The sequence below is a fragment of the Pseudomonas sp. efr-133-TYG-23 genome (assembly GCF_030209215.1).
GTDB lineage: Bacteria > Pseudomonadota > Gammaproteobacteria > Pseudomonadales > Pseudomonadaceae > Aquipseudomonas > Aquipseudomonas rhodesiae.
This window is the reverse complement of record NZ_JARVSL010000038.1, coordinates 1-21,950: the sequence shown is the minus strand read 5'-3', so window position 1 is coordinate 21,950 and position 21,950 is coordinate 1. Positions and strand designations below refer to the sequence as shown.

Genomic DNA, 21,950 nt, shown 5'->3' with positions numbered 1-21,950 from the left:
AGGACTCAATGTGGGAGGGGGCTTGCCCCCGATAGCGGTGTATCAGAAGCAAAAAGCAGACTGACACTCCGCAATCGGGGGCAAGCCCTGCCACAGTAAAGCGGTGTTAATCAGCGCTGAACTTGAACACGGTGTGTTGGGTGTAGGTCTGCCCGGGGTTCAAGCGGGTCGAGGCAAACTTGGGCTGGTTCGGTGCATCGGGAAAGTGTTGGGTCTCCAGGGTAAACCCGCTCCAGTGCAGGTACGTCTTGCCGGCTTTGCCCTTCACCGAACCGTCGAGGAAGTTGCTGGTGTAGAACTGCACGCCCGGTTCGCTGGTGTATAGCTGCAAGCGCCGACCGGATTCGGGGTCGTGGACTTCGGCAGCCAGTTGCTTGACGTCGCCTTGGGTGTCCAGGGCCCAGTTGAAGTCAAAGCCGCCTTGTTTCGGCTCGGCAAACTTGAGCTGCGGATGGTCTTCTTTGATGTGCTGACCGATAGGCGTCGGCTTGAGGAAATCCATCGGCGTGCCCTTGACCGGCGCCAGTTCACCGGTCGGAATCAACGTAGCATTCACCGGGGTGTAGTGGCTGGCATGCAAGGTCGCGACCTGCTTGAGGATATCGCCGTTGCCCGCACCCGCGAGGTTGAAGTAGCTGTGGTTGGTAAGGTTGAGCACCGTCGGTTTGTCGGTGCTGGCTTTGTAGTCGATGTGCAGTTCGTTCTTGTCGTTGAGGCGGTAGGTGACCTCGGTGGTCAGGTTGCCGGGGAAGCCCATCTCACCGTCCTTGGACAGGTAACTCAGCTTCACGCCGACCGAATCTTTGTCCTTGACCGGCTCGGCTTTCCACACCTGCTTGTCAAAGCCCTGGGCGCCGCCATGCAGCGAGTTGGGGCCGTCGTTGAGGGGCACTTGGTAGCGCTTGCCGTCCAGTTCGAAAGCACCGCCGGCCAGGCGATTGCCGAAGCGTCCGATGGTGGCGCCGAAAAACGCGGTACCGCTCTGATAGCCTTGCACGTCGTCGAAGCCCAGCACCACGTCGTCGACCTTGCCGTGCTTGTCCGGCACTTTGAGCGACTGCAGCACGCCGCCGTAGGTGATCACCGTGGCTTGCATGCCGTGGCTGTTGCGCAGGATGTACTGTTCGACCGGCGTGCCGTCGTTGGTTTTACCGAAGGGTTTGTGCTCGCTGGACAAGCCGGCCGCCTGAACGCCGCCGCTGGCGATCAGCATCGACAGCGCCAGGCCGGAGAGCAGGTATCGAGGGTGCTTCATGATCGAACTTCCTTTTGTTGTTTTGAGTGGAATAGTTCTACTAATAACGATATTTTGTCGTTATGACAGCGAATTTATAGCCTTTAACCGTCGTTTCGTAAAATAAAATAAGACTAATTAAGCGAGGCATCATTGTATGAGTACTGAGCACGCCGTTTACCCCGACCTCAAGGGCAAGACTGTATTGGTGTCTGGGGGCGCCTCCGGGATCGGCGAATTCATGGTTCGCGCGTTTGCCGCCCAAGGTGCCAAGGTCGGTTTTGTGGATCGCGCGCAAAGCCAGGGCGAACGCCTGGCGGCGCTGTTGAGTTCACGCGGGGACGCGGTGGAGTTTGTCTGCTGCGACATCACCGACGAGATCGCCTACAAGGCCGCCATCGGACGCTTCGAACAGTCCCTCGGCCCGATCACCGTGTTGGTCAACAACGCTGCCAACGATGTGCGTCACACCCTGGAAGAAGTTGACTCGGACACCTTCGACCGGCTTATCGCGGTCAACCTCAAGCACGCGTTTTTTGCGGCCAAGGCCGTGGTGCCGATGATGAAAAGCGCCGGCAGCGGCTCGATTATCAACCTGGGTTCGGTGGGTTGGATGATGGCCTCCGCCGGCTACCCGGTGTACGCCGCCAGCAAAGCTGCCGCCCACGGCATGACCCGTGCCCTGGCCCGCGAGCTGGGCCCGGACCGCATCCGCGTCAACACCCTGGTGCCGGGCTGGGTGATGACCGAAAAACAGCTGGCCATGTGGGTCGATGACGCCGCCAAGGACCTGATCGCGCGCAGCCAGTGCCTGCCCGGCAGCGTACTGCCGGAACATATCGCCAATATGGCGCTGTTCCTGGCCTCCGACGCGTCGGCGATGTGTTCGGCGCAGAACTTTATTGTCGATGGCGGCTGGGTCTGAGCCGAACACTGCAGTTCAGACAACCCAGATCAATGTGGGAGGGGGCTTGCCCCCGATGAAGGTGGGTCAGCTAATGCATCAGTGACTGACCCACTGCCATCGGGGGCCAGCCCCTTCTCACATTTGAACTGCGGCGCTTAGGCGATCGGGTAACGCTTGAACGCCGGATGCTGCTCCAGCCGCTCGGCATGCCGTTGCAGGTTGGGAAACGCATCGGCCTTGACCACCGAGGCCACCGTGAACTGACTGAACGACCAGGCAACGGCGGCTGTAATCGACGCCTGGGTCAGCGCTTCGCTGTCCTCCAACTGCTTGTTTAGCAACCCATAGGCTGCGAGCAACTGCCCACTGACGCGTTCGAGCCACGGCGCGTGCAGCTTCTCGGCCGGGCGCAAGTTGTGCTCATAAACGATCTGCACGCTTTTCTCACAAGCTGCCAGGGCCAAGCCAAGGATGTGCAGGTCGCGGGCAAGTGCGCCAGGCGGCTGGGGCAACAACTTCCTGTCAGCCGGGGCCAGGGTTTCGAGGTACTCCAGGATCAGGCTGGAGTCCATCAACACCGTGCCATCGTCCAGCACCAGGGTCGGGGCCTTGACCACCGGATTGATCTGCGCAAATTCGTCGAACGTGCGGAACACGGACAAGGGCTCATGCACAAAATCTACCCCGTACAGATCCAGAGAAATGGCGACGCGGCGTACGTAGGGCGAGTCGAGCATACCGATCAGTTTCATGAAGCCTCCATTGCTGTCAGGGTGATGGGTTTGGAGATTAAGGTTCCTCGGTCGCACCGCGCAATGCTTGCATGGCTCAGTCGGTCGACGAGGCATGCCTTATGCCGGGCTTCTGAAACCTTGGCGGCTGGCGCCCGGCGGTTGCCCGGTGATGCGTTTGTAGGCGCGACTGAAAGCGGCCTGTGAGGTATACCCCAGGCGGTACGCCACCTCTTCGATGGGCAGGCGCTCCAATGTCAACCATTGACTGGCCAGGCGCATGCGCAGTTCGGTTACGTAACGCAGCGGTGGCACCCCCAGGGTGGCTTGGAAACGGTCCGCGAACACCGAGCGCGAGGTATGACACTGCGCCGCCAGCTCGGCCACGCTCCAGTCTCGGCCCGGTTGCTGGTGCAGGGCGAGCAGGGCGCCCGCCAGGCGGTTGTCGCGCAAGGCGGCTGCCAGGCCCGACGCATTGGCGCACGCACATTCGACCCAACCGCGCACGATCATCGCTGCCACCACATCGGCCAGACGCGCCAGGATGCCGGCATAGCCGATGCGGGCGCTGGATACTTCGCGCTCCATCACTGCCAGGATCGGCATCAGGCCGGGGTAACGCTGGCCGCCGGCGTCGATCAGCATCAAGGCCGGCATCAGGTTGCCCAGGCCCTGGATGCTGTCGAGTTCGAACTCCATGCAGGCGCTGAACAGCAGGGTATTGGCAGGCTCATCGGGCGAGGCGTTGACGGCACACACGGTATCGCCCAGCGATGCTGCGTCGAAGCTGGCGATGTCCTGCACGGGGGCATCCGGTTGGGATAACAGCGCATGCGCGCCACCGTGGGCGATAAACACCGCATTTCCCGCCGACAGTTCAAAGAGGCTGCCGTCCTCCATTCGCAAGGTCGCGCAGCCGGCGGCCAGGAAATGGAAATACGCGTGACCCGGTTTAGCCGCAAAGCCGATACCGAACACCGGCCCGGCCTGGATGCGCCGGTATTGCACGCCGCGCAGGCGCATGCTGCGCAGCAGTTCGTTGATCAGTTCGGAAGACAGCGTGAACGCGGTGTCGGTTGGCATCGGGGTTTCGGTCAAAAAGTTAAGGGTTTGAATCATAGATCATCCAGATGGCGATACCTAGACTGATCGTCTCGCTAAAGCCTGAGGATGTCTTGTGATGAATGATTGTGTGTCCCACGCCCCTGTCAATTGCGGGGTTGAACCGAGCACTCCGGCCTGGATGGCGGTGTTTTCCCTGGCGATGGGGGTGTTCGGCCTGCTCACGGCCGAATACCTGCCGGCCAGCCTGCTAACGCCGATGGCCCTGGATTTGGGCGTGTCGGAAGCGTTGGCTGGCCAAGCAGTCACGGTCACCGCGGTGGTGGCTTTGTTCGCCGGGTTGCTGGTGCCCGGCCTGACGCGCGGCATCGACCGGCGCCTGGTGCTGTTGGGGTTCTCCACGCTGATGATTGCGTCCAACCTGCTGGTGGCGTTCTCGTCCAGCCTGGTGGTGCTGTTGTTGATGCGCATCCTGCTGGGTATTGCCCTCGGCGGGTTCTGGAGCATGGCGGCGGCCGTGGCGATGCGCCTGGTGCCGGCCGCGTCGCTGCCGCGCGCCCTGTCGATCATCTTCAGCGGCATTGCGGTGGGTACTGTCGTCGCCGTTCCGCTGGGCAGCTATCTTGGCGGTCTGTATGGCTGGCGCAGCGCATTTATCGCGGCTGCGGCTGTGGGGGTGGTCACCCTGGCGTTCCAGTTCATCACGCTGCCACGCCTGGCCCCCAATGGCACGGCGCGCCTGCGCACCGTGTTGGAGGTGCTGTTGCGCCCGGGCATTGCCATCGGCATGTTCGGCTGTGTTCTTGTGCATACCGCACATTTTGCGCTGTTCACCTATATCCGACCGTTTCTGGAAAGCACCACGGGCGTCGGGACCCAGGGCCTGGCGCTGATGTTGCTGGGGTTCGGCGCGGCGAATTTCGTCGGTACGCTGCTGGCCGGCGGGTTGCTGGTACGTAACCCGCGCGGCACGTTGGTGCTGATGCCGGTATTGGTGGGGGTTGCGGCGTTGGCCCTGGTGTTGCTGCCCGCGTCATTGCCTGGTCAAGCGATGCTGCTGGCGCTGTGGGGGATGGCCTTCGGTGGTGTACCAGTGGCGTGGTCGAACTGGGTGGCCCGTGCGGTTCCCGATCAGGCGGAAAGTGCCGGTGGCATGGTGGTGGCGTCGGTGCAATCGGCAATCGCGGCGGGCGCCGCTGGCGGGGGCGCAATGTTCAGTGTCACGGGTATCGGCGGCGTATTTCTGGGCGCGGGTATTTTGATGTTACTGGCCGCATTGTTGATCGCACTGCGTGTGCGGGTGCCCGTGCATAACGCGCAGGGGAGTGTGACGCACCCCCGGTCTTTGGTTTAGTCTGACGCGCTCAGTTGATAGCCAATGCCTCTGGAGCCGTAAGCATGACCGACTACGTACCCCCTAAAGTCTGGACCTGGGACACCGAAAGCGGCGGCACCTTCGCCAGTATCAATCGGCCGATTGCCGGCGCGACCCATGACAAGGCACTGCCGGTGGGCAAGCACCCGCTGCAGTTGTATTCCCTGGCCACGCCCAATGGGCAGAAGGTCACCATCCTGCTGGAAGAGTTGCTGGCCCTGGGGCACAGCGGCGCGGAATACGACGCCTGGCTGATCAAGATCGGTGACGGCGATCAGTTCGGCAGTGGCTTTGTCGAGGTCAACCCCAATTCCAAGATCCCGGCGCTGATGGACCACAGCGGCCCCGAGCCGATTCGCGTGTTCGAGTCCGGCGCGATCCTGCAGTACCTGGCCGAGAAATTCGGCGCGTTCTTTCCCTCTGAGCCTGCGGCGCGGGCTGAATGCCTGTCGTGGTTGTTCTGGCAGATGGGCAGCGCGCCGTACCTGGGCGGTGGCTTCGGGCATTTCTATGCCTATGCGCCGAGCAAGATGGAGTACCCGATCAACCGTTTCGCCATGGAAACCAAGCGTCAACTGGACGTGCTCGACAAGCGCCTGGCGGTGAGCGAGTACATCGCCGGCGATCAATACACCATCGCCGATATCGCCATTTGGCCTTGGTATGGCGGATTGGTGAAAGGTCGTCTGTATGAGGCAGCAGAGTTTCTGTCGGTGCATGAATACAAACATGTGCTGCGTTGGGCGGACGCCATTGATGCGCGCCCGGCGGTGCAACGTGGGCGGCGGGTGAATCGGGTCTCGGGCGATGCACAATTGCCCGAACGCCATGACGCGAGTGATCTGGACTGAAGGCCAACACGGTAGGAGGGCAAGCCGCTCCTACCGTTACAGGGTCTTCGCTGTGACTTACCGGATCACGGTGGTGGATTCACTGCGGCTGGCGATCCTCAGCCCGCCCAAGACCTGAGCAGCCACGAAAGGCACGCCATCGTCGCCGCTCTCAAAAGCCCCGGCGGCAACATCCGCCTGGCCGCCCGGCAACTGAACGTGTCCCGGGGCGGGCTGTACAACAAGATGAGTCGGTTCGGGCTGAATGCTGCAGATTTTCGCGGTGCATAAATGTGGGAGGGGGCTTGCCCCCGATAGCCGTAGGTATCTGCACAACGTTGGCTCAACGCTAAAAGCGCGGCGGATAGGGCTGTCGTGATGAGCGGGCTTATCCCGCGCTGGGCTGCGCAGCAGCCCCAAAATCAGCCTCTACAGAGTGTCTGATACACCGCGATCTTCTTGACTGGGGCTGCTGCGCAGCCCAACGCGGGACAAGCCCGCTCGCCACAGGGAGATTTGTCAGGGTCTGAAAGGTTGCGTAGATACCCTTGCCCCGATAGCGGAGTGTCAGTTGACATCTACTTACCTGATCCACCGCCATCGGGGGCAAGCCCCCTCCCACATTTTCTAACCGCATTTCAGGCAGTTGATGGAGCGATCCACAGTGGTTTTGGCAATTTCCAGCAAATGCCACACCGCCAAGATCTTCGCCCGCTCCGGGCTTTCCAGTTGCTCTCCACAATCCAACGCAGTCGCCGACGCACTGTCGAGCAAACTGGCGGTGTAGAGCAGGGCATCTTCAAAACTCAGGTCTTCGTTGACGGAGTGAATGCCTTGGGTGGGGAGATAGTGATCGATGGCGCGGTTGAAGGCGGCGCGGTCTTTGGCGGGATCGAAGGGTGGGTCGGGTACGACTTTATTCATTGTGCAACTCCTATTGAGCTAAGGAGCTACCGCCAACGCTGCTAAACGAGGGTGGCAGCTGTACGCGGGTTAGCAGACCGGTCAATAGGAAAACCAGCGCACCCGAAGGTGCCCCGCGCACAGCCACCATAAACGCAGATGTGAACCGTGTGCCTATTGACGTCAGGCTGCTAAACCCGATCACTGATGAGCAGTGACGGACCGCAGACTAGCCACCGATTCCAGCAGGCACAAGGCGGCCAGGATTGTCTAGGAAACGTCCTGCAATTAAAAGGGACCGGCCTTGCTGGCCCTTTACAAACCATGACAAAACGCCAGCTGCCAACAATGAAACGCAGTCGATGTGGGAGGGGGGGCAAGCCCCCTCCCACATAAGATTTATGCCGGGTTGAGACGGGTGTTATATCAACTCAGCAGCCCGGTGCTGACGGCCACAATCAGGAACGCCCCCAGCAGCGCGCGGTAGATCACGAAGGGCCAGGTGGAGAACCGCTCCAGGAATTTCATCAGGCCCCAGATCGCGAAGAAGGCCGAGACACTGGCCACCACCAGCCCGAACAGCAAATGCGGCCAGGCATGGGCAGGCAGCTCGGCGTGCAGCAGCACCCACAGCTCCTTCAACCCCGCCAGGGCAATGGCCGGCAGGCCCAGCAGGAAGGAAAAGCGCGCGGCTTCTTCGCGTTTGAAGTTGAGGAACAGCGCCGCAGTGAGGGTCGAGCCGGAACGCGATACGCCCGGAATCAACGCGCCAATCTGCGCGACACCGACGATCAGCGCATCCCGCAGGCGCATCTGGCTGACCTCACGGGTATGCCGGGCTCGCAGCTCGGCCGCCGCCAGTAGCACCGCCATCACCACACAGGAAATCCCGATCACCATCAGTCCGCGCAGCGGCGAGTTGCAGGCGTTCAGGGTCGAGGACAACGCCAGTCCGGCGATGCAGATCGGCACCGTCGCCAGCACAATCGCCACCGCCAGCTTGAACCACGGGCTGTCGTAGTCGCCCTGGCGTACTGCACCGATGCTGCCGCTGACCACCTGGCGCACATCGCGCCAGAAGTAGCTGACCACCGCCGCCTGCGCCGCCAACTGCATGGCGGCGGAGAACGCCGAGCCGGGGTCTTGCCAGCCGAGCAGGGCGGGTACCACGCGCATATGAGCCGTGGAGGACACCGGCAGCAGCTCGGTAATGCCCTGGATCACGCCCAGGATGAAAATCTGCAGGTAATCCAGGGAGGCGAAGCCCACATCCAGGCCGGCGGTACAAACGTTGGTCAAAGTGCGTGTCCTTGAAAAAGTGGCGAACCGGCGAAGTCTATTCGAAATGTTTCGAGAATTTGGCCGAGGCCATGGCTAACTGCGATCCGTTCAGCCAGCAGAAAGGTTCGCCGCGCGCTTGGCCCCTGCCGGGGTTTTGTGAACAATGGCGCCCTGTTTTTTTCTGACTGAGCGCCCTATGCCTGAAACCACCGTGGAATTGATCCAGACCGGCCCCGAAGAGGCCGAGTTGATCCGCAATCTCTACCAGTACTACGCCTACGAGTCGTCGGACTGGGAGCAGGAAGATGTCGAGGCCGATGGCCGTTTTTACATTCACGACGAACACTTGGCCCGCTATTGGCAAGACCCGCGCTGGAGCGCCAACCTGCTGTTGGTGGACGGCTATATCGCCGGCTTCCTGCTGATCGAAGACAGCGAGCTGCCCGGCATCGACGCGCTGGAGCTGGCTGACCTGTTTATTCTCAAGCGCTACCGCCGCAAAGGCATCGGCCGCGCCATTGCCAACCAGGTGCTCTGCAGCGGCCAGACAAATTGGCTGGTGCGCTTTTATGATCAGGATGAAGTGTCACAGGCGTTCTGGCGCACGGTGCTGGATAACCTGCCACGCCCAGTGCAGATGCTTGAGCTGGATGACGACCCGCAACTGCTGAGCTTTTTGATTACCCGAGCGGCGCTGCATTAAACGCCTGTTGCATCGCCTGGGGAGGCTGGCCGAACGCCCGTAGAAACGCCTGGCGCATGCGCTCGCGATCACCGAAACCGGTCTCGCGGGCCACCACTTCCACCGGGTGCCGGCTGGTTTCCATCAGCGCCCGCGCGGCTTCCACCCGCAGGGCTTCGATCGCCTTGGCCGGGGTTTGCCCGGTTTCCTCGCGGAACACTCGGCTGAACTGGCGCGGGCTCAAGCGCGCCACATCGGCCAACGCCTCCACGGAGAGGTCATGGGTCAAGTTCTCGCGGGCGTAGGCCAGGGCCAACTGCACGCGGTCGGATTTGGGGTCCAGTTCCAGCAGCGCCGACAGTTGCGACTGCTCGCTGCCACGGCGCTGGGCGATCACCAGTTTGCGTGCGATGCGCCGGGCGAGGTCGCTGCCCAGGTCGTTTTCCACCATGGCCAAGGCCATGTCGACGCCAGCGCTCATGCCGGCGCCGGTCCAGACCTGGCCGTCCACCACAAACAGTTTGTCGTCTTCCAGGCGGATGTCCGGGTAGCGCTTGCGAAAGGCCGGCGCGTGAATCCAGTGGGTGGTGGTGCGCTTGCCCGCCAGCAGGCCGGCCTCGGCCAGCACGAAGATGCCCATGCACAGCGAGGCCACGCGTCGTGATTGCGCGGACGCGGCCTTGACCATGTCCAGCAGGTTGGCTTCCGGCAGGCGGAATTCCAGGTAACCGCTGACGATCAGCGTGTCGTAGCCCTGGGGACGAATCGGCGAGGTGTTTACCGAAAAGCCCTGGGACGTCATCACCGCGCCGCCGCTTTCCGATACCAAGTGAAACTCATAGGCCGGCTCGCCGCGCAGCAGGTTCGCGCACTCGAACACCGAACCCAGGCTGAGGCTCAGGGACTGGAAGTTCGGGTAAACCATCAGCGCAACGCTGTGCATCGTCATTCTCCAAGGGGCGCGGGAGGGGGGATTGTCGGCGTGTACCGGGTAAACGGCAACTGGCGTGGATGGCATGTCCGGAATCCTTGCGGATCTGACATTGTGGGCATCCGGCCTGCCTCCTACCATGGCTCCACGCACTAGACGACTGGTCTAATCGGCAGGAGTGAAGCATGAGCAACCCTAGTAAAGACGCACGCCAGATGATTCTGCAAACCGCGCAAGCGATTGTCGGGCGCAAGGGTTTTTCCGCGGTTGGGCTGACCGAAATCCTGCAGGCCGCCGATGTGCCCAAAGGCTCGTTCTATCACTACTTCGATTCCAAGGACGCGTTCGGCGTGGTGTTGCTCGACACCTACTTCGACCATTACGTACTGGGCATGCAGCAACTGTTCGACCAGCCGGGGCTGAGCCAGCACGCCAAATTGATGCGTTATTGGCAAGCCTGGATCGACAACCAGACCGGCTGCACCGATGCGGGCAAATGCCTTGCCGTCAAACTCGGTGCCGAGGTGTCAGACCTTTCAGAGCCGATGCGTCTGGCGTTGCAACGCGGTACGTCGCGCACCATCGATTTACTCGGGGTAGCGCTGCAACGTGGCATCGACGACGGCTCCCTCAGCTTTACGCAGCACCCGCAGCACCTGGCCCAGCGTCTTTATGCGTTGTGGTTGGGCAGCAGCGTCATGAGCAAAATCACCCGTACATCGGCGCCGTTCGATGCGGCGCTTGGGTTGACCCAGCACCTGTTGGGCGGCCCCGAACACACTGACATTCACACCGATCGAGGCACTGGAAAATGAAAGTATTAATGGTACTGACCTCTCACGACCAGCTCGGCGATACCGGGCGCAAGACTGGCTTCTGGCTCGAAGAGTTTGCCGCGCCGTATTACGTGTTCAAGGACGCCGGCGCCGAGCTGGTGCTGGCATCCCCAGCCGGTGGCCAGCCGCCGCTGGACCCGGTCAGCGATGCACCGGATGCGCAAACCGAACAGACCCGCCGCTTCGCCGCCGACCCGGCCGCGCAACAGGCGCTGGCCAATACGGTCAAGCTGGATTCGGTGAACGCCGCCGATTTCGACACGGTGTTCTACCCAGGCGGCCACGGCCCGCTGTGGGACCTGGCGGAGTCGCCGACCTCCATCGCACTGATCGAGGCCTTCGAGCGCGCCGGCAAGCCCATCGGTTTTGTCTGCCACGCACCGGGGGCGTTGCGCCACGTCAAGGCGGTCAATGGCGAGCCGCTGGTCAAGGGCCGTCGCGTCACCGGTTTCTCCAACTCCGAAGAAGCTGCCGTGGGCCTGACCGAAGTCGTGCCGTTCTTGATTGAAGATGAGTTCAAGACGCTCGGCGGCCACTACCAGAAGGGCGCCGACTGGTCGTCCTTCGTGCTTGAGGACGGGCTGTTGATCACCGGCCAGAACCCGGCCAGCTCTGCCGATGTGGCCAAGTCCCTGCTGAAACTCACCGCTTAAGTTAACCCCCCTGCGCTGTATTCATTGGCGACTCCAACGAGTCGCCAATGCTTCTGCTCGCCTCGAATTTGGAATATCGCAATGACTGACAGTCTCTTGAACACCCCGGTAAAACTCGGGCATCACACCTTGAACAACCGCGTCGTGCTGCCACCCCTGACCCGCCAGCGCAGCGCGCAACCGGGCGACATCCCCACCGCGCTGATGGCCGAGTATTACCGCCAGCGTGCCAGCGCCGGCTTTATGGTCAGCGAAGGCACCCAGATCGAACCGCGCGGCCAGGGCTATGCCTGGACGCCGGGTATCTACTCACCGGCCCAGATCGATGGCTGGCGCAAAGTCACCGATGCGGTGCACGCCGACGGCGGGGTGATCTTTGCCCAGCTCTGGCATGTGGGCCGCGTATCCCATAACGCCTTGCAACCGGACGGTGCGGCACCGGTGGCACCCTCCGCGCTCCCGGCCTTGCAGGCCAAAGCCTTTATCCAGACCGGCCCGGGCGTCGGCGAGCTGAAGCAACCGCCGGTGCCGCGCGCCTTGAGCGCGCTGGAAATCGAAGAATTAGTCGCACAGTACGCCCAAGCGGCCCGCAATGCGCTGGACGCCGGCTTCGACGGCGTGGAGATCCACTCGGCCAACGGTTACCTGGTCAACCAGTTCATCTCGGCCCATTCCAACACCCGCGACGACAAATACGGCGGCTCGCTGCACAACCGCCTGCGCTTCCTGCGCGAGATTGTCGAAGCGGTGTGCAAAGTGGTCGGCCCGGAACGCCTGGGCGTGCGTTTTTCGCCGCTGTTCAGCGGCACCGATCAGGACCGCGTGTACATCGGCCTGGTAGAAGAAGACCCCCATCACACCTACATCGAAGCGATCAAGGTGCTGGAAGAATCGGGGATTGCCTATGTGTCCATCGCCGAAGCTGACTGGGACAACGCGCCGGACCTGCCCGACACCTTCCGCGAAGCGGTACGCAGCACCTTCAGCGGCCGCATCATCTACGCCGGGCGCTACACCGCCGAACGCGGCGAGCGTCTGGTGCAGGCGGGGTTGGCGGATTTGATCGCGTTCGGACGGCCTTTTATCGCCAACCCGGACCTGCCCCAGCGCCTGTTCAATGGCTGGCCGTTGAACCCGCTGCGGGAAGAGGGAATGTACGGTGGCGGTGAGGCGGGCTATATCGACTATCCCACCTACCTCAGATAATCACTCGGACAATGTGGGAGGGGGCTTGCCCCCGATAGCGGTAGGACAGTCACAGCATCATTGACTGACCCACCTCTATCGGGAGCAAGCCCCCTCCCACATTGATTTGTAGTGTTTTTGAATCAGGCGACCTGCAACACAATCTTGCCGATATGATCGCCGCCTTCCATCCGCGCATGGGCCTGGGCGGCGTCGGTGTAGGGGTAGACCTTGTCGATGATCGGCAGGCAGCGCCCGGCGGTGAGGACCGGCCAGATGTACTCGCGCAGTTGCTCGGCGATGGCGGCTTTTTCCGCGCCGGTGCGTGCGCGCAGCAGGGAACCGGTAATCACCGCGCGCTTGGCGAGGATGCTCAGCAGGTCCACGTCATGGGCCTTGCCGCCGCCGAGGAAGCCGAGCATCACCAGGTGCCCGTCCATGGCCAGGGACTTGAGGTTATTGTTCAGGTACGAGGCGCCCATGATGTCGAGGATCACATCTACGCCATGGCCGTCGGTCTGTTGGGCGATGACATCGGCGAAGTCCTGCTCGCGGTAATTGATCGGTTCGGCGCCGAGTTTGGCGATGGCCGCGCATTTGTCGGCGCTGCCGGCGGTAGCGAACGCCTGGATGCCAAACTCGCGGCACAGCATCAGCGCGGTGGTGCCGATACCGCTGGTGCCGCCGTGGATCAGCACGCGCTGGCCGGTATGGGCATCGCCCAGGCCGAACAGGTTGGCCCAGACGGTGAAGAAGGTTTCCGGTACGGCGGCGGCCTGGATCCAGTCCATGCCTTCGGGGATCGGCAACGCCTGGCCGGCCGGAACCGCGCAGAACTGCGCATAACCGCCGCCGTTGGTCAGCGCGCAGACCTTGTCGCCGATGGCGTATTCGCTAACGCCGTCGCCTAGCGCCACCACTTCCCCAGCCACTTCCAGCCCGGGGATCGGGCTCATGCCCGGTTTCATCGGGTACTTGCCGGCGCGTTGCAGAGCGTCGGGGCGATTGACCCCGGCGGCGTGCACACGAATCAGAATCTCACCGGGGCCAGCCTTTGGCACCGCCGCCTGACGTGGTTGCAACACCTCGGGGCCACCGGGGGTGGTGATTTCGATCAAGGTCATTTCTTTTGGGAGTGTCATTCGAACGTTCCTGCAGCGATGAGCGTATGGGGTGGGACCGCGCCAAGCGGCCGGCGGTTCAGCGCGCGACGGTGAGCAGGTCAGCACAAGGCTGCAAGCGTGGGTGTGCATCTGCCCGCACCATCGGTGGCACCAAAAGACCAACGAACAGGAAGCATATATGAATGACGGCAAAAACCAGGACTTCGGGCTGCTCTTTTTGCGCGTGAGCGGGGCGCTGTTTCTGCTGTGGGTGCATGGTTTGCCCAAGGTGCTGCACTACAAGGAACAACTGACGCTTATCGAAGACCCGTTCCACCTCGGTGCCCACGTGACCCTCGGGCTGGCGATTTGCGCCGAGGTGCTGTGCCCGCTGCTGATCGTGGCCGGGGTGCTGGTGCGTCTGGCGTGCCTGCCGATCATTGCCGTTTTGGTGATCGCCATGCTGGTGGTGCATCCGGAGTGGACGCTATTGGAGGGCCAATTCGGCTGGCTGCTGCTGATCATCTTCACCAGTCTTCTGATCGCCGGGCCTGGGCGGTTGGTGGTGGGCCAGCGTTTCTCTTGAGCAAAAAAAGGCCGGGCAAGCCCGGCCAAAACGAGAGGGTGTTTCAGCGGCTCAGGAACGCCAGCAGGTCTTCATTGAGTGCCTGGGCGTGGGTCACGGCAAAACCGTGGGGGGCGTCTTTGTACACCTTCAGCTCGGCGCCCTTGATCATCTCGGCGGCCACCTTGCCGGTGGTTTCGAACGGCACGATCTGGTCACCGTCGCCGTGGATCACCAGGGTCGGTACATCGACCTTGGCCATGTCGGCGCGGAAGTCGGTTTGCGAGAACGCGCTGACGCAGTCCACGGTCGACTTGAGGGACGCCAGCATGGCGATCTGCAGGGTCTGCGACAGCACGCCGTCGGAGACGGTCTGGCCTTTGTTCAGGCCGAAGAACGGCGTGTTGAAGTCCGCGATAAATTGCGCGCGATCCTTGAGCAGGCCGGCCTTGATTCCGTCGAACACTTCAGCCGGCACGCCCTGCGGGTAATCCGCAGCCTGGCCGAAAATCGGCGTGACCGCGCCCAGCAACACCAGGCCGGCAACCCGCGCGCTGCCGTGGCGCCCGATGTAGCGCGCTACGTCGCCGCCGCCCATGGAGAAACCGACCAGCGTCACGTCGCGCAGGTCCAGGTGTTCGATCAGTTGCGCGATGTCATCGGCGAAGGTGTTGTAGTCGTTGCCGGTCCACGGCTGGTCGGAGCGGCCGAAACCACGGCGGTCGAAGGCGATGGTGCGGTAGCCGCGACTGCTGAGGTATTCCATCTGGTATTCCCACATATCGGCATCCAGTGGCCAGCCATGGCTGAACAACACGGGCTTACCGCTGCCCCAATCCTTGTAGTAGATCTGGGTACCGTCTTTGGCAACGAATGTGCTCATGGAAAACTCCTGGGTGGGTGAAAACCGTCACTATTGGGGTAAAGCGAATGGGCGGCTTGTACGCCTGTGCTTGCTTGAGGGTCACCAACTGAACTTGAGTTCGACCCCCAGGTAGTTGCTGTCATCGCCACCGGCGTCGCGCAGGGTTTGCCCGACCTGATAATGCACCGCCTCCACGGCGCCGCTGAGGTTGCCGGTAAAGGCATAGTCGGTGCGCAGTTGTGCATAGGCCCCGGTCCAACGCTCGCCCTGGCCCGCAGTGCCGGCGACCGGCAGGTTGGGCTGAGTGTAGACCGCGTCCTCGGTGGTCTGGCGCCAGAGCAAGCCGATGGCGGTTTGCACGCTGAGCTTGTCGATCGGCTTGACGGTGATGGACGGCTTGACGTGGATCAGGTTGCTGTACCCGGTGTAGCCGGCCAGGGAAAAATAATAGCCATTGGGGAACAGCGGGTTGAACGTACCGAGCGTGCCGTCACCGCTCTTGCGGTCGCCCGAGGCGATGTCCAGTTGCAGACCGATGCGCGGCTTCCAGGCCAGGCTGTCGAACGTGTAGCCAGTGCGGCTACCACCGGCCCAGGCGCGAATATCCTTGCTGCCCACCGCGCCGCTTTGCAGCATCCCTTCGATGTCCCAGTCAAACCCCATGGCCGCGCCGCCCAGGCGTGCGTCGAACAGGTGGCGGGTTTCGTCGCCGTCCGCGTCCAGGTAGTGCGCGGCGCTGCGTTCGTACACGCCGTAATAGGCCGACAGCTCATTCTTGCCGCCCACCAGGCGCTCCACCCGGAGTAAGTGAAAGCGCGCGTCGCTGTTCGACTTGTCGTCGAAGTGCCGGCCGTCCTGGTACTGCACCGGTTGGCTGGCGAGGCCGATAAAACGCCAGTCGGCGGTCTCCCAGTCGGCCCACAGCGCATCGAACGACTGGCGCACATTCGGCCCGTCCCGCGATGAGATAAAACGCTGCAGGTCGAAGGCAAAGTCCTGGCGCCCTACGCGAGCTTTCAGGGTGCCGCTGTCGAAGCGCTTCACGTATTCGGCGAACGCCAGGCGCAGGTCAACGCGGTTCTGGTCGGCCCCGCCCACTGTGGTTTTGTCGTAGGCCCGCACATCTTCAAGCTGGGTGAACAGCCGCCAGTGTTCGTTCAGGTGCAGGTCGGCGTGTACCTGAAAGCGCTGGATCAAATAGCGATCGCGGGCCACGTTCTTCACACCGAAACCGCTGGCGTCGTTCATCTCGAAGCGTTCGCGCAGCGTCGCGCCCAACGACAGGTAGGTGAACGGGTTGGCGCTGGACAAGGGTATGTACTTCAGGTTGTCCAACGGCTGCGTGCGCAGCGCCGGATCCTTGAGTACCGACCAGTCTTCCTGCCAGCGATTGGTCTTGATCGTCGGGCGCGCCGGCTGCGGGTCGGCGTGGACGCTGCCGACCAGCAGCGGCCACAGCACGGCCAGGCTCCAGCCCGTACGACGAATCATTGGGCCGCGTTGAGTTGGTGAATCTCGGCGACGTAGCCACCCGGGAATTCAACCAGTGCGCTGCGCCGGCCTTTGCCGTCGAACGTCGGCACCAGCACCTTGGCGCCGGAACCAGTGGCCTTGCCCAGGGTGGCGCTCAGGTCGGCGACTTGATAGCCGGTGGTTTCATGCCCGAACGGGTAGGGCAGTTGACCGTTGGTGACCAGCACCGCCATGCGCCCGAACGGCGACTCGATGTCCACGCGACGGTAGGTGCCGTTGGCCTGGCCCACCTCTACGCCGGGTGCGTGTTTGTCATCACCCAGAACTTTGCCGTGGGAAAACCCCAGGAAGGCTTTGATGAACTCATCGGCGCGGTCGGCGGACAGGTACACGCGGTTTTCCGGCACGGTCTGGAACGCGGCGTAGTCCGGGGTCTTGGTGTGCCAGTAAAGCTGCATGTTCACACCGCCTGGCCACTGCACCACGGCGTCGCGGCCGATGGGGTCGGGGAAGTCGCTGACGATCACCGCCGCGCCGTTTGCCCGCGCGGCCTTGAGCGCCACGTCCATGTCCTTGACCAGATAACCGTTGCGTTCCTGGCCGAAGGGGTGCGGGATCGGCGTGGTAAAGCCGAACAGCGACACGGTGCCGGCCGGCGTCTGCAGCAATTGCGAAGTGGTGCTGCTCGGCACCGGCAACACGTTTACCACCACCTGGGGCGTGCTTTTCCCGCCGAAGGTGGCAAGAAAGCTCTGGGCAAACCGATCCACATCCGCCGGGGCGACGTACACATGGCTGGTGTCATATTGCGGCGCTACGGCCACGCTTGGTGTCGCCGCGAATGCGTTGCCCATCATTGCGCCGGCCAGCAGCGTGACTGCCAGGCTTGCCCTGATTGCTTTGTTAACCATGCCCATTCTCCAGCGTTCTAGATGATCGAAAGCCGTGAGGTTAGGCGCCGGTGCGCAGGGGGAATTGTACGGGCGTGCTCGGTTGAACGTTTCAGCGTCTATGCTAGTCCACTGACCTCCAACGTCAGATCACATAGGTGAACGAAATGGCCAAGACTTACAGCTACGCCGCTCGGGACTCCAAGGATTCGCTCAAGCCCTTTACCTTCGAGCGCCGCGCGCCAGGGGCGGACGATGTTCAGATCGACATCCTCTACTGCGGCGTGTGCCACTCCGATTTGCACACCGCGCGCAACGAATGGAACAACACCCTTTACCCTTCGGTACCCGGCCACGAAATTGTCGGCCGCGTGACGGCGGTGGGCGCCAATGTGAAGAATTTCAAAGTCGGCGACCTGGCGGGCGTCGGTTGCATGGTCGACAGCTGCCAGCACTGTGCGTCGTGCGCCGAGGGCGAGGAGCAGTACTGCGAGAACGGCTTTACCGGCACCTACAATGGCCCGGTGTTCGGTGGTGAAAACACCTATGGCGGGTACTCGGACAACATCGTGGTCAAGGAGAAATTCGTGCTGCGCATCTCCCACGATGCCAGCAACCTGGCCGCCGTGGCGCCGCTACTGTGCGCCGGCATCACCACCTATTCGCCGCTGCATCACTGGAAGGTTGGGCCGGGCAAAAAAGTCGGCGTGGTCGGCCTTGGTGGCCTCGGCCATATGGCGGTGAAAATTGCCCACGCCATGGGCGCCCATGTGACTTTGTTCACCACCTCGCCGAACAAGCGCGAAGACGGCCTGCGCCTGGGTGCCGACCAAGTGGTGGTGTCGAAGAACCCGGACGAAATGGCCGCCGTGGCCAACAGCCTGGACTTCATCCTCAACACCGTGGCCGCGCCGCATAACCTCGATGCGTTCCTCAACCTGCTCAAGCGCGACGGCACCATGACCCTGGTCGGTGCCCCCGACAGCCCGCATCCGTCGCCGACGGTCTTCAACCTGATCTTCAAACGCCGCAGCCTGGCCGGTTCGCTGATCGGCGGTATCCAGGAAACCCAGGACATGCTGGACTTCTGTGCCAAGCATGGGATTGTCTCGGACGTGGAAATGATCGACATCCAGGGCATCAATCAAGCCTATGAGCGCATGCTCAAGGGCGACGTGAAGTACCGCTTCGTGATCGATATGGACAGCTTGAAAAAGGAAAGCCACGCGGCTTGAAACTCAATCTGCCAACCCCTCTAGACCCCCTGCCACAGGGGGTCTGATTGGCTCAGACAGTTATCGAATAACTCAAGGCCGCTGCGGTTTGACCGAGGTGCCGAAGGTATTGCCCATGCGCACGCTGGTCGCTGCCGGGGTGGCCAGGCCCACTTTGTTCGGTGGGCGTTTTTCCACCCCGATGTTTTGCGCTTCACGGTTCTTGCTGGCCGCCTTCGCCGCCCGTGTGTCGTTGCCCATCTGCTGGCTCAAGCAGGCATAGTCGGGCGCTTTATACCCATCCACCGTCACCTCGGCGCAGCCATTGGCTGGGGGTTCGGCGGCGTGGGCAAGTGAGGCAAGTGTGGCGCACAGCAACAGGCTGGCAATGCACATCAAGCGTTTCATCGAGGGCCTCCTGGCGGGTCGTGGGCAATGGCCGGTCACGCTCGCCAGTCTAGTGCAGCGCGCCTTACGTCACCGTGATGTTTTTTTTGCTATCACCGTAACATCAGGTTCATAAACTGGCCTCAGGATGACGGTTTTCTAGGGCGCGTCGACCGTGCAGCGAGGCAAAGCGAGGGGTGAACAAAGGGCCTGGCGGCGCGCCGTATGCGCCCTGGCCTTGCTTTGCCTGCTGGCCGGCGGCGTGGCCCAGGCCGATGCGCCACTGCTGACACTTAACCTGCCGGCGCAGGACCTGGAACACGCCCTGCAAGCCTACAGCCGCGCCACCGGCATGGCGGTGCTGGTGGACCGCGAGTTGACGCGGGGCCGGCGTTCCATCGCGGTGCGCGGGCGTTTCACCGCGCAGGACGCACTGGCGATGTTGCTGACAGGGAGTGGCCTGATGGCCCGTTATGCACGCAGCGATGCGTTTACCTTGCAGATCCCCGAGATCAGCCCGCCGACGCCCACCCAAGGCGCGGCGGCGCGTCAGGCGGCGCGGATCAACAACAGTTATGCCACGGCCTTGCAACAGGCCATCGAGGCCAGCCTGTGTCGTTCGCCCCTGACCCGCCCCGGCAGTTTTCGTGCGCTGGTGCAGGTGTGGGTCAACCGCGATGGCCTGATCGAACACAGCCGGCTGGTCAGCTCCACCGGCGATGAACAACGCGATGACGCTCTGGTTCGCAGCCTGGCCGCTACCCGGGTCGAGCGCTCGGCGCCCAGTTCGCTGCGCCAACCGGTAACGTTGCTTTTAATGCCAGACACAACAGGAACACGCATGGAATGCACAGCAGCAAAAGGAGCCTGGAGCGGATGAAAGATACCGGGCACAGCACGATGGTCAGCTTGTTCCTGGCCTCCTATGAGGACTTCAAAGTCCGCCTGCGCAAGCGCCTGGGCTCAGAGGACCTGGCCAACGACGTGCTGCACGAAACCTACCTGCGGGTGGACCGCATGCAAGTACCGCCCAACCTGGCGCAACCCAATGCTTATCTGTACCGCATGGCCTTGAATATCGCCGCCGACCGCCGCCAGGCCGATGCGCGCCTGCTTACCGGCAGCGAGGTGGAAGAACTGCTGCAAAGTGCCGATGAAGCCCAGGACCCATCGCGGGTGGTGGGCGGCCAGAAAGAAATCCAGTCCCTGGTCAAGGCCCTCTACGAGCTGCCGGCGCGGCGCCGCAAGATCCTTATCGCCGCGCGCCTGGAAGAGGCGCCGCACCTGGAAATCTCCCAGCGTTTCGGCATTTCCACGCGCATGGTCGAGAAAGAAATCAAGGCTGCCCTCGGCCACTGTGCCAAGCGCCTGGAAAGAAAAGCGATTCAGCGGTTCGGTCCCGGCGCCGGAAAACCGTCTTAGTGTTGAGTCCCTGATAAAACCGTGAGTATGTGCGCGCTTGAATATTTTCCGCTTCCCCACCGCCCGGCAAACGCCTGCCGACCCTTTGCACGATGAAGCCCGCGACTGGCTGGTCCTGCTGACCTCGGGCCGCGCCACCGTGGCCGATGCCAAAGCGCTCAAAGCGTGGTGCGCCCAGAGCCCTGCGCATGCCCAGGCATTCGAACAGGCCAAAGGGTTGTGGCAGCAATTACGCGTGGCCGCCGAGCAGGCCGAGCGCCCACGGTCCATGGGGCGCCGTGCGTTTCTCGGCGGCGCGCTGGCGGCGTCGGCGGCGGCGTTTATGGTGCATGTCGGCGTGCCCGGTGGGTTGGCCGGGCTGACAGCGGATTACCGCACCGAAGTCGGCGAGCAACGGCACGTGGCCTTGAGTGACGGGGTGAGCCTGGAACTCAACACCCAGACCCGCATCAGCCGGGTCGGGCAGGGCATCGAATTGCTTGAAGGCGAAGTGGAAGTCATCGCCCGCGCCGCGCAGCCGCTCAAGGTCCAGGCCGGTGCCGGCTGGATCAGCGCGGCGCAGGCGCGTTTCAATGTGCGCCACACCGACCACAATGTCTGCGTGACCTGCCTGGACGGCGCGTTGTCGGTGGACGTCGGCGGACGCAATGTGCGCCTGGACAGCGGCCGGCAGCTCACCTATGGCGCCGCCGGCCTGGGCGAACCCCAGGCGGTGGACACCCAGGCCGTGGTGGCCTGGCGCGAGCAGGTGCTGGTGTTCAACAACGCCACCCTGGCCACTGTGGTCGATGAGATCAACCGCTACCGGCCGGGCATGCTGGTGCTGCTCAACAAACAACTCGGCCAGCGCCGCGTGCAGGCGCGTTTCAGCTTGCAGCAACTGGCCGGTGTGGCCCTGCTGATCCGCGATGCCTACGGGGCCAAATGCACGGAGTTGCCGGGTGGGGTGGTGTTGCTGAGTTGAGTGTTGGGTGATCCCTCTCTGACCCAGAGGAATTTAACTGTGGGAGGGCAAGTCTCCTCCCACCTTTTGAACTGTTGACACGTCCAGCTGTGGCAGCGGGCTTGCCCCCGATGGCGGCCTGACAGCCGACCCGGAGGTTGGTGGTGAGCAGGCTTGCTGTGGTGAGAGGGCTTGCTGTGGTGAGCGGGCTTGCCCCGCGCTGGGCTGCGAAGCAGCCCCATCCCAGGCGATGTGGTTTAGCTGACACACCGAGGTGCCTGGGTTTGGGGCCGCTTCGCAGCCCAGCGCGGGGCAAGCCCGCTCACCACAGAGTTATTTCCAGCCTTAAAACCTGTGTAGGGATCTATGGCTATCGGGGCCGAATGCACCGAGCCACAGGTTGGTGACCCATAGGAATTTAACTGTGGGAGATTCTATGTTGCAGGACAACCCTGCAACGGCCGATTCGGTTGGTATT

At 62.6% G+C, this 21,950-nt stretch carries 23 protein-coding genes and 1 pseudogene; 13 read left to right on the top strand and 11 right to left on the bottom strand.

Annotated features, from left to right (window positions below):
- Positions 1 to 106: 106 nt before the first annotated feature.
- Complete coding sequence (locus QRN41_RS23045; protein WP_034113004.1) at positions 107 to 1,255, bottom strand: aldose epimerase family protein; 1,149 nt, start codon at positions 1,253 to 1,255, stop codon at positions 107 to 109.
- A 136-nt stretch (positions 1,256 to 1,391) separates the two neighbouring features.
- On the opposite strand from QRN41_RS23045, the gene QRN41_RS23040 reads away from it, so the two are divergent.
- Entirely contained in the window at positions 1,392 to 2,159 is a 768-nt protein-coding gene (locus QRN41_RS23040; protein WP_047882878.1) for an SDR family NAD(P)-dependent oxidoreductase, read from the top strand.
- Positions 2,160 to 2,296: 137 nt separating this feature from the next.
- Here the strand turns inward: QRN41_RS23040 and QRN41_RS23035 are convergent, their stop codons facing one another.
- The gene (locus QRN41_RS23035) at positions 2,297 to 2,893 is read right to left on the bottom strand and encodes a glutathione S-transferase family protein (RefSeq protein ID WP_167418638.1); all 597 of its coding nucleotides are present in this window, start codon (positions 2,891 to 2,893) and stop codon (positions 2,297 to 2,299) included.
- Between the two features lie 99 nt (positions 2,894 to 2,992).
- Positions 2,993 to 3,955: an AraC family transcriptional regulator gene (locus QRN41_RS23030; RefSeq protein WP_167418639.1), complete on the bottom strand. Its 963-nt coding sequence runs from the start codon at positions 3,953 to 3,955 to the stop codon at positions 2,993 to 2,995.
- 97 nt (positions 3,956 to 4,052) lie between these two features.
- Between QRN41_RS23030 and QRN41_RS23025 the strand changes: the two genes are divergently transcribed.
- The 3 genes and pseudogenes from QRN41_RS23025 to QRN41_RS23015 all read left to right on the top strand — a co-directional run.
- A complete protein-coding gene (locus QRN41_RS23025) occupies positions 4,053 to 5,288 on the top strand; it encodes an MFS transporter (protein ID WP_167418637.1) in 1,236 nt (411 codons plus the stop codon).
- Positions 5,289 to 5,332: 44 nt separating this feature from the next.
- On the top strand, positions 5,333 to 6,160 hold the full coding sequence (gene yghU / locus QRN41_RS23020) for a glutathione-dependent disulfide-bond oxidoreductase (RefSeq protein ID WP_167418636.1): 828 nt from the start codon (positions 5,333 to 5,335) through the stop codon (positions 6,158 to 6,160).
- A 105-nt stretch (positions 6,161 to 6,265) separates the two neighbouring features.
- Positions 6,266 to 6,430, top strand: a pseudogene (locus QRN41_RS23015) (helix-turn-helix domain-containing protein); the annotation flags it as partial.
- A gap of 336 nt (positions 6,431 to 6,766) precedes the next feature.
- Here QRN41_RS23015 and QRN41_RS23010 read toward each other — a convergent pair.
- Positions 6,767 to 7,063, bottom strand: coding sequence for a DUF6124 family protein (locus tag QRN41_RS23010; protein WP_034138715.1), 297 nt, complete (start codon positions 7,061 to 7,063; stop codon positions 6,767 to 6,769).
- Between the two features lie 405 nt (positions 7,064 to 7,468).
- Positions 7,469 to 8,341 carry an undecaprenyl-diphosphate phosphatase gene (locus QRN41_RS23005; protein ID WP_285422169.1) on the bottom strand — a complete coding sequence of 291 codons (873 nt, stop codon included), beginning with the start codon at positions 8,339 to 8,341 and terminating at the stop codon, positions 7,469 to 7,471.
- 178 nt (positions 8,342 to 8,519) lie between these two features.
- On the opposite strand from QRN41_RS23005, the gene QRN41_RS23000 reads away from it, so the two are divergent.
- Positions 8,520 to 9,026, top strand: a complete 507-nt coding sequence (locus QRN41_RS23000) for a GNAT family N-acetyltransferase (protein WP_034096896.1) — start codon at positions 8,520 to 8,522, stop codon at positions 9,024 to 9,026.
- Here QRN41_RS23000 and QRN41_RS22995 read toward each other — a convergent pair.
- A complete protein-coding gene (locus QRN41_RS22995) occupies positions 9,004 to 9,948 on the bottom strand; it encodes a GlxA family transcriptional regulator (RefSeq protein ID WP_034096897.1) in 945 nt (314 codons plus the stop codon). The genes QRN41_RS23000 and QRN41_RS22995 overlap by 23 nt on opposite strands.
- 203 nt (positions 9,949 to 10,151) lie before the next feature.
- Between QRN41_RS22995 and QRN41_RS22990 the strand changes: the two genes are divergently transcribed.
- The 3 genes from QRN41_RS22990 to QRN41_RS22980 all read left to right on the top strand — a co-directional run bounded on the left by QRN41_RS22990 (position 10,152) and on the right by QRN41_RS22980 (position 12,631).
- Complete coding sequence (locus tag QRN41_RS22990) at positions 10,152 to 10,751, top strand: TetR/AcrR family transcriptional regulator (RefSeq protein WP_425326824.1); 600 nt, start codon at positions 10,152 to 10,154, stop codon at positions 10,749 to 10,751.
- Positions 10,748 to 11,425, top strand: a complete 678-nt coding sequence (locus tag QRN41_RS22985; protein WP_167418634.1) for a type 1 glutamine amidotransferase domain-containing protein — start codon at positions 10,748 to 10,750, stop codon at positions 11,423 to 11,425. Before QRN41_RS22990 ends, QRN41_RS22985 begins: the two co-directional genes overlap by 4 nt.
- Before the next feature lie 81 nt (positions 11,426 to 11,506).
- Entirely contained in the window at positions 11,507 to 12,631 is a 1,125-nt protein-coding gene (locus QRN41_RS22980) for an alkene reductase (protein WP_167418633.1), read from the top strand.
- A 122-nt stretch (positions 12,632 to 12,753) separates the two neighbouring features.
- Here QRN41_RS22980 and QRN41_RS22975 read toward each other — a convergent pair whose 3' ends face one another.
- The gene (locus QRN41_RS22975) at positions 12,754 to 13,752 is read right to left on the bottom strand and encodes an NAD(P)H-quinone oxidoreductase (RefSeq protein WP_167418632.1); all 999 of its coding nucleotides are present in this window, start codon (positions 13,750 to 13,752) and stop codon (positions 12,754 to 12,756) included.
- Between the two features lie 160 nt (positions 13,753 to 13,912).
- Here QRN41_RS22975 and QRN41_RS22970 point away from each other — a divergent pair, with 160 nt between their 5' ends.
- Positions 13,913 to 14,299, top strand: a complete 387-nt coding sequence (locus QRN41_RS22970; protein ID WP_167418631.1) for a DoxX family protein — start codon at positions 13,913 to 13,915, stop codon at positions 14,297 to 14,299.
- Between the two features lie 43 nt (positions 14,300 to 14,342).
- On the opposite strand, the gene QRN41_RS22965 is transcribed toward QRN41_RS22970, so the two are convergent.
- From QRN41_RS22965 to QRN41_RS22955, 3 genes are all read right to left on the bottom strand, one after another.
- A complete protein-coding gene (locus tag QRN41_RS22965) occupies positions 14,343 to 15,161 on the bottom strand; it encodes an alpha/beta fold hydrolase (protein WP_047882882.1) in 819 nt (272 codons plus the stop codon).
- Positions 15,162 to 15,242: 81 nt separating this feature from the next.
- Complete coding sequence (locus QRN41_RS22960; protein ID WP_167418630.1) at positions 15,243 to 16,634, bottom strand: alginate export family protein; 1,392 nt, start codon at positions 16,632 to 16,634, stop codon at positions 15,243 to 15,245.
- Positions 16,631 to 17,527: a VOC family protein gene (locus tag QRN41_RS22955; protein WP_034096905.1), complete on the bottom strand. Its 897-nt coding sequence runs from the start codon at positions 17,525 to 17,527 to the stop codon at positions 16,631 to 16,633. The genes QRN41_RS22960 and QRN41_RS22955 overlap by 4 nt, the downstream gene beginning before the upstream one ends.
- Positions 17,528 to 17,673: 146 nt before the next feature.
- Here QRN41_RS22955 and QRN41_RS22950 point away from each other — a divergent pair, with 146 nt between their 5' ends.
- Positions 17,674 to 18,741: an NAD(P)-dependent alcohol dehydrogenase gene (locus QRN41_RS22950; protein ID WP_034138708.1), complete on the top strand. Its 1,068-nt coding sequence runs from the start codon at positions 17,674 to 17,676 to the stop codon at positions 18,739 to 18,741.
- A gap of 72 nt (positions 18,742 to 18,813) precedes the next feature.
- Here the strand turns inward: QRN41_RS22950 and QRN41_RS22945 are convergent, their stop codons facing one another.
- Positions 18,814 to 19,128: a hypothetical protein gene (locus QRN41_RS22945; protein WP_236219246.1), complete on the bottom strand. Its 315-nt coding sequence runs from the start codon at positions 19,126 to 19,128 to the stop codon at positions 18,814 to 18,816.
- A 217-nt stretch (positions 19,129 to 19,345) separates the two neighbouring features.
- Here QRN41_RS22945 and QRN41_RS22940 point away from each other — a divergent pair, with 217 nt between their 5' ends.
- From QRN41_RS22940 to QRN41_RS22930, 3 genes are read left to right on the top strand one after another with little or no spacing between them, the layout of a single operon-like run.
- Positions 19,346 to 19,987 (top strand): secretin and TonB N-terminal domain-containing protein, encoded by a 642-nt coding sequence (locus QRN41_RS22940; RefSeq protein ID WP_285422167.1) that lies wholly within the window; start codon positions 19,346 to 19,348, stop codon positions 19,985 to 19,987.
- Positions 19,984 to 20,529 (top strand): RNA polymerase sigma factor, encoded by a 546-nt coding sequence (locus tag QRN41_RS22935; protein ID WP_034113023.1) that lies wholly within the window; start codon positions 19,984 to 19,986, stop codon positions 20,527 to 20,529. Before QRN41_RS22940 ends, QRN41_RS22935 begins: the two co-directional genes overlap by 4 nt.
- 37 nt (positions 20,530 to 20,566) lie before the next feature.
- Entirely contained in the window at positions 20,567 to 21,493 is a 927-nt protein-coding gene (locus tag QRN41_RS22930) for a FecR family protein (protein ID WP_285422166.1), read from the top strand.
- Positions 21,494 to 21,950 lie beyond the last annotated feature (457 nt).

What these genes read in the sequence shown, in the direction of transcription:
- QRN41_RS23045 (WP_034113004.1), bottom strand. Translation starts at nt 1,255, where the DNA reads ATGAAGCACCCTCGATACCTGCTCTCCGGCCTGGCGCTGTCGATGCTG.
- QRN41_RS23040 (WP_047882878.1), top strand. Translation starts at nt 1,392, where the DNA reads ATGAGTACTGAGCACGCCGTTTACCCCGACCTCAAGGGCAAGACTGTA.
- QRN41_RS23035 (WP_167418638.1), bottom strand. Translation starts at nt 2,893, where the DNA reads ATGAAACTGATCGGTATGCTCGACTCGCCCTACGTACGCCGCGTCGCC.
- QRN41_RS23030 (WP_167418639.1), bottom strand. Translation starts at nt 3,955, where the DNA reads ATGCCAACCGACACCGCGTTCACGCTGTCTTCCGAACTGATCAACGAA.
- QRN41_RS23025 (WP_167418637.1), top strand. Translation starts at nt 4,053, where the DNA reads ATGAATGATTGTGTGTCCCACGCCCCTGTCAATTGCGGGGTTGAACCG.
- yghU (WP_167418636.1), top strand. Translation starts at nt 5,333, where the DNA reads ATGACCGACTACGTACCCCCTAAAGTCTGGACCTGGGACACCGAAAGC.
- QRN41_RS23010 (WP_034138715.1), bottom strand. Translation starts at nt 7,063, where the DNA reads ATGAATAAAGTCGTACCCGACCCACCCTTCGATCCCGCCAAAGACCGC.
- QRN41_RS23000 (WP_034096896.1), top strand. Translation starts at nt 8,520, where the DNA reads ATGCCTGAAACCACCGTGGAATTGATCCAGACCGGCCCCGAAGAGGCC.
- QRN41_RS22995 (WP_034096897.1), bottom strand. Translation starts at nt 9,948, where the DNA reads ATGCACAGCGTTGCGCTGATGGTTTACCCGAACTTCCAGTCCCTGAGC.
- QRN41_RS22990 (WP_425326824.1), top strand. Translation starts at nt 10,152, where the DNA reads ATGATTCTGCAAACCGCGCAAGCGATTGTCGGGCGCAAGGGTTTTTCC.
- QRN41_RS22985 (WP_167418634.1), top strand. Translation starts at nt 10,748, where the DNA reads ATGAAAGTATTAATGGTACTGACCTCTCACGACCAGCTCGGCGATACC.
- QRN41_RS22980 (WP_167418633.1), top strand. Translation starts at nt 11,507, where the DNA reads ATGACTGACAGTCTCTTGAACACCCCGGTAAAACTCGGGCATCACACC.
- QRN41_RS22975 (WP_167418632.1), bottom strand. Translation starts at nt 13,752, where the DNA reads ATGACACTCCCAAAAGAAATGACCTTGATCGAAATCACCACCCCCGGT.
- QRN41_RS22970 (WP_167418631.1), top strand. Translation starts at nt 13,913, where the DNA reads ATGAATGACGGCAAAAACCAGGACTTCGGGCTGCTCTTTTTGCGCGTG.
- QRN41_RS22965 (WP_047882882.1), bottom strand. Translation starts at nt 15,161, where the DNA reads ATGAGCACATTCGTTGCCAAAGACGGTACCCAGATCTACTACAAGGAT.
- QRN41_RS22960 (WP_167418630.1), bottom strand. Translation starts at nt 16,634, where the DNA reads ATGATTCGTCGTACGGGCTGGAGCCTGGCCGTGCTGTGGCCGCTGCTG.
- QRN41_RS22955 (WP_034096905.1), bottom strand. Translation starts at nt 17,527, where the DNA reads ATGGTTAACAAAGCAATCAGGGCAAGCCTGGCAGTCACGCTGCTGGCC.
- QRN41_RS22950 (WP_034138708.1), top strand. Translation starts at nt 17,674, where the DNA reads ATGGCCAAGACTTACAGCTACGCCGCTCGGGACTCCAAGGATTCGCTC.
- QRN41_RS22945 (WP_236219246.1), bottom strand. Translation starts at nt 19,128, where the DNA reads ATGAAACGCTTGATGTGCATTGCCAGCCTGTTGCTGTGCGCCACACTT.
- QRN41_RS22935 (WP_034113023.1), top strand. Translation starts at nt 19,984, where the DNA reads ATGAAAGATACCGGGCACAGCACGATGGTCAGCTTGTTCCTGGCCTCC.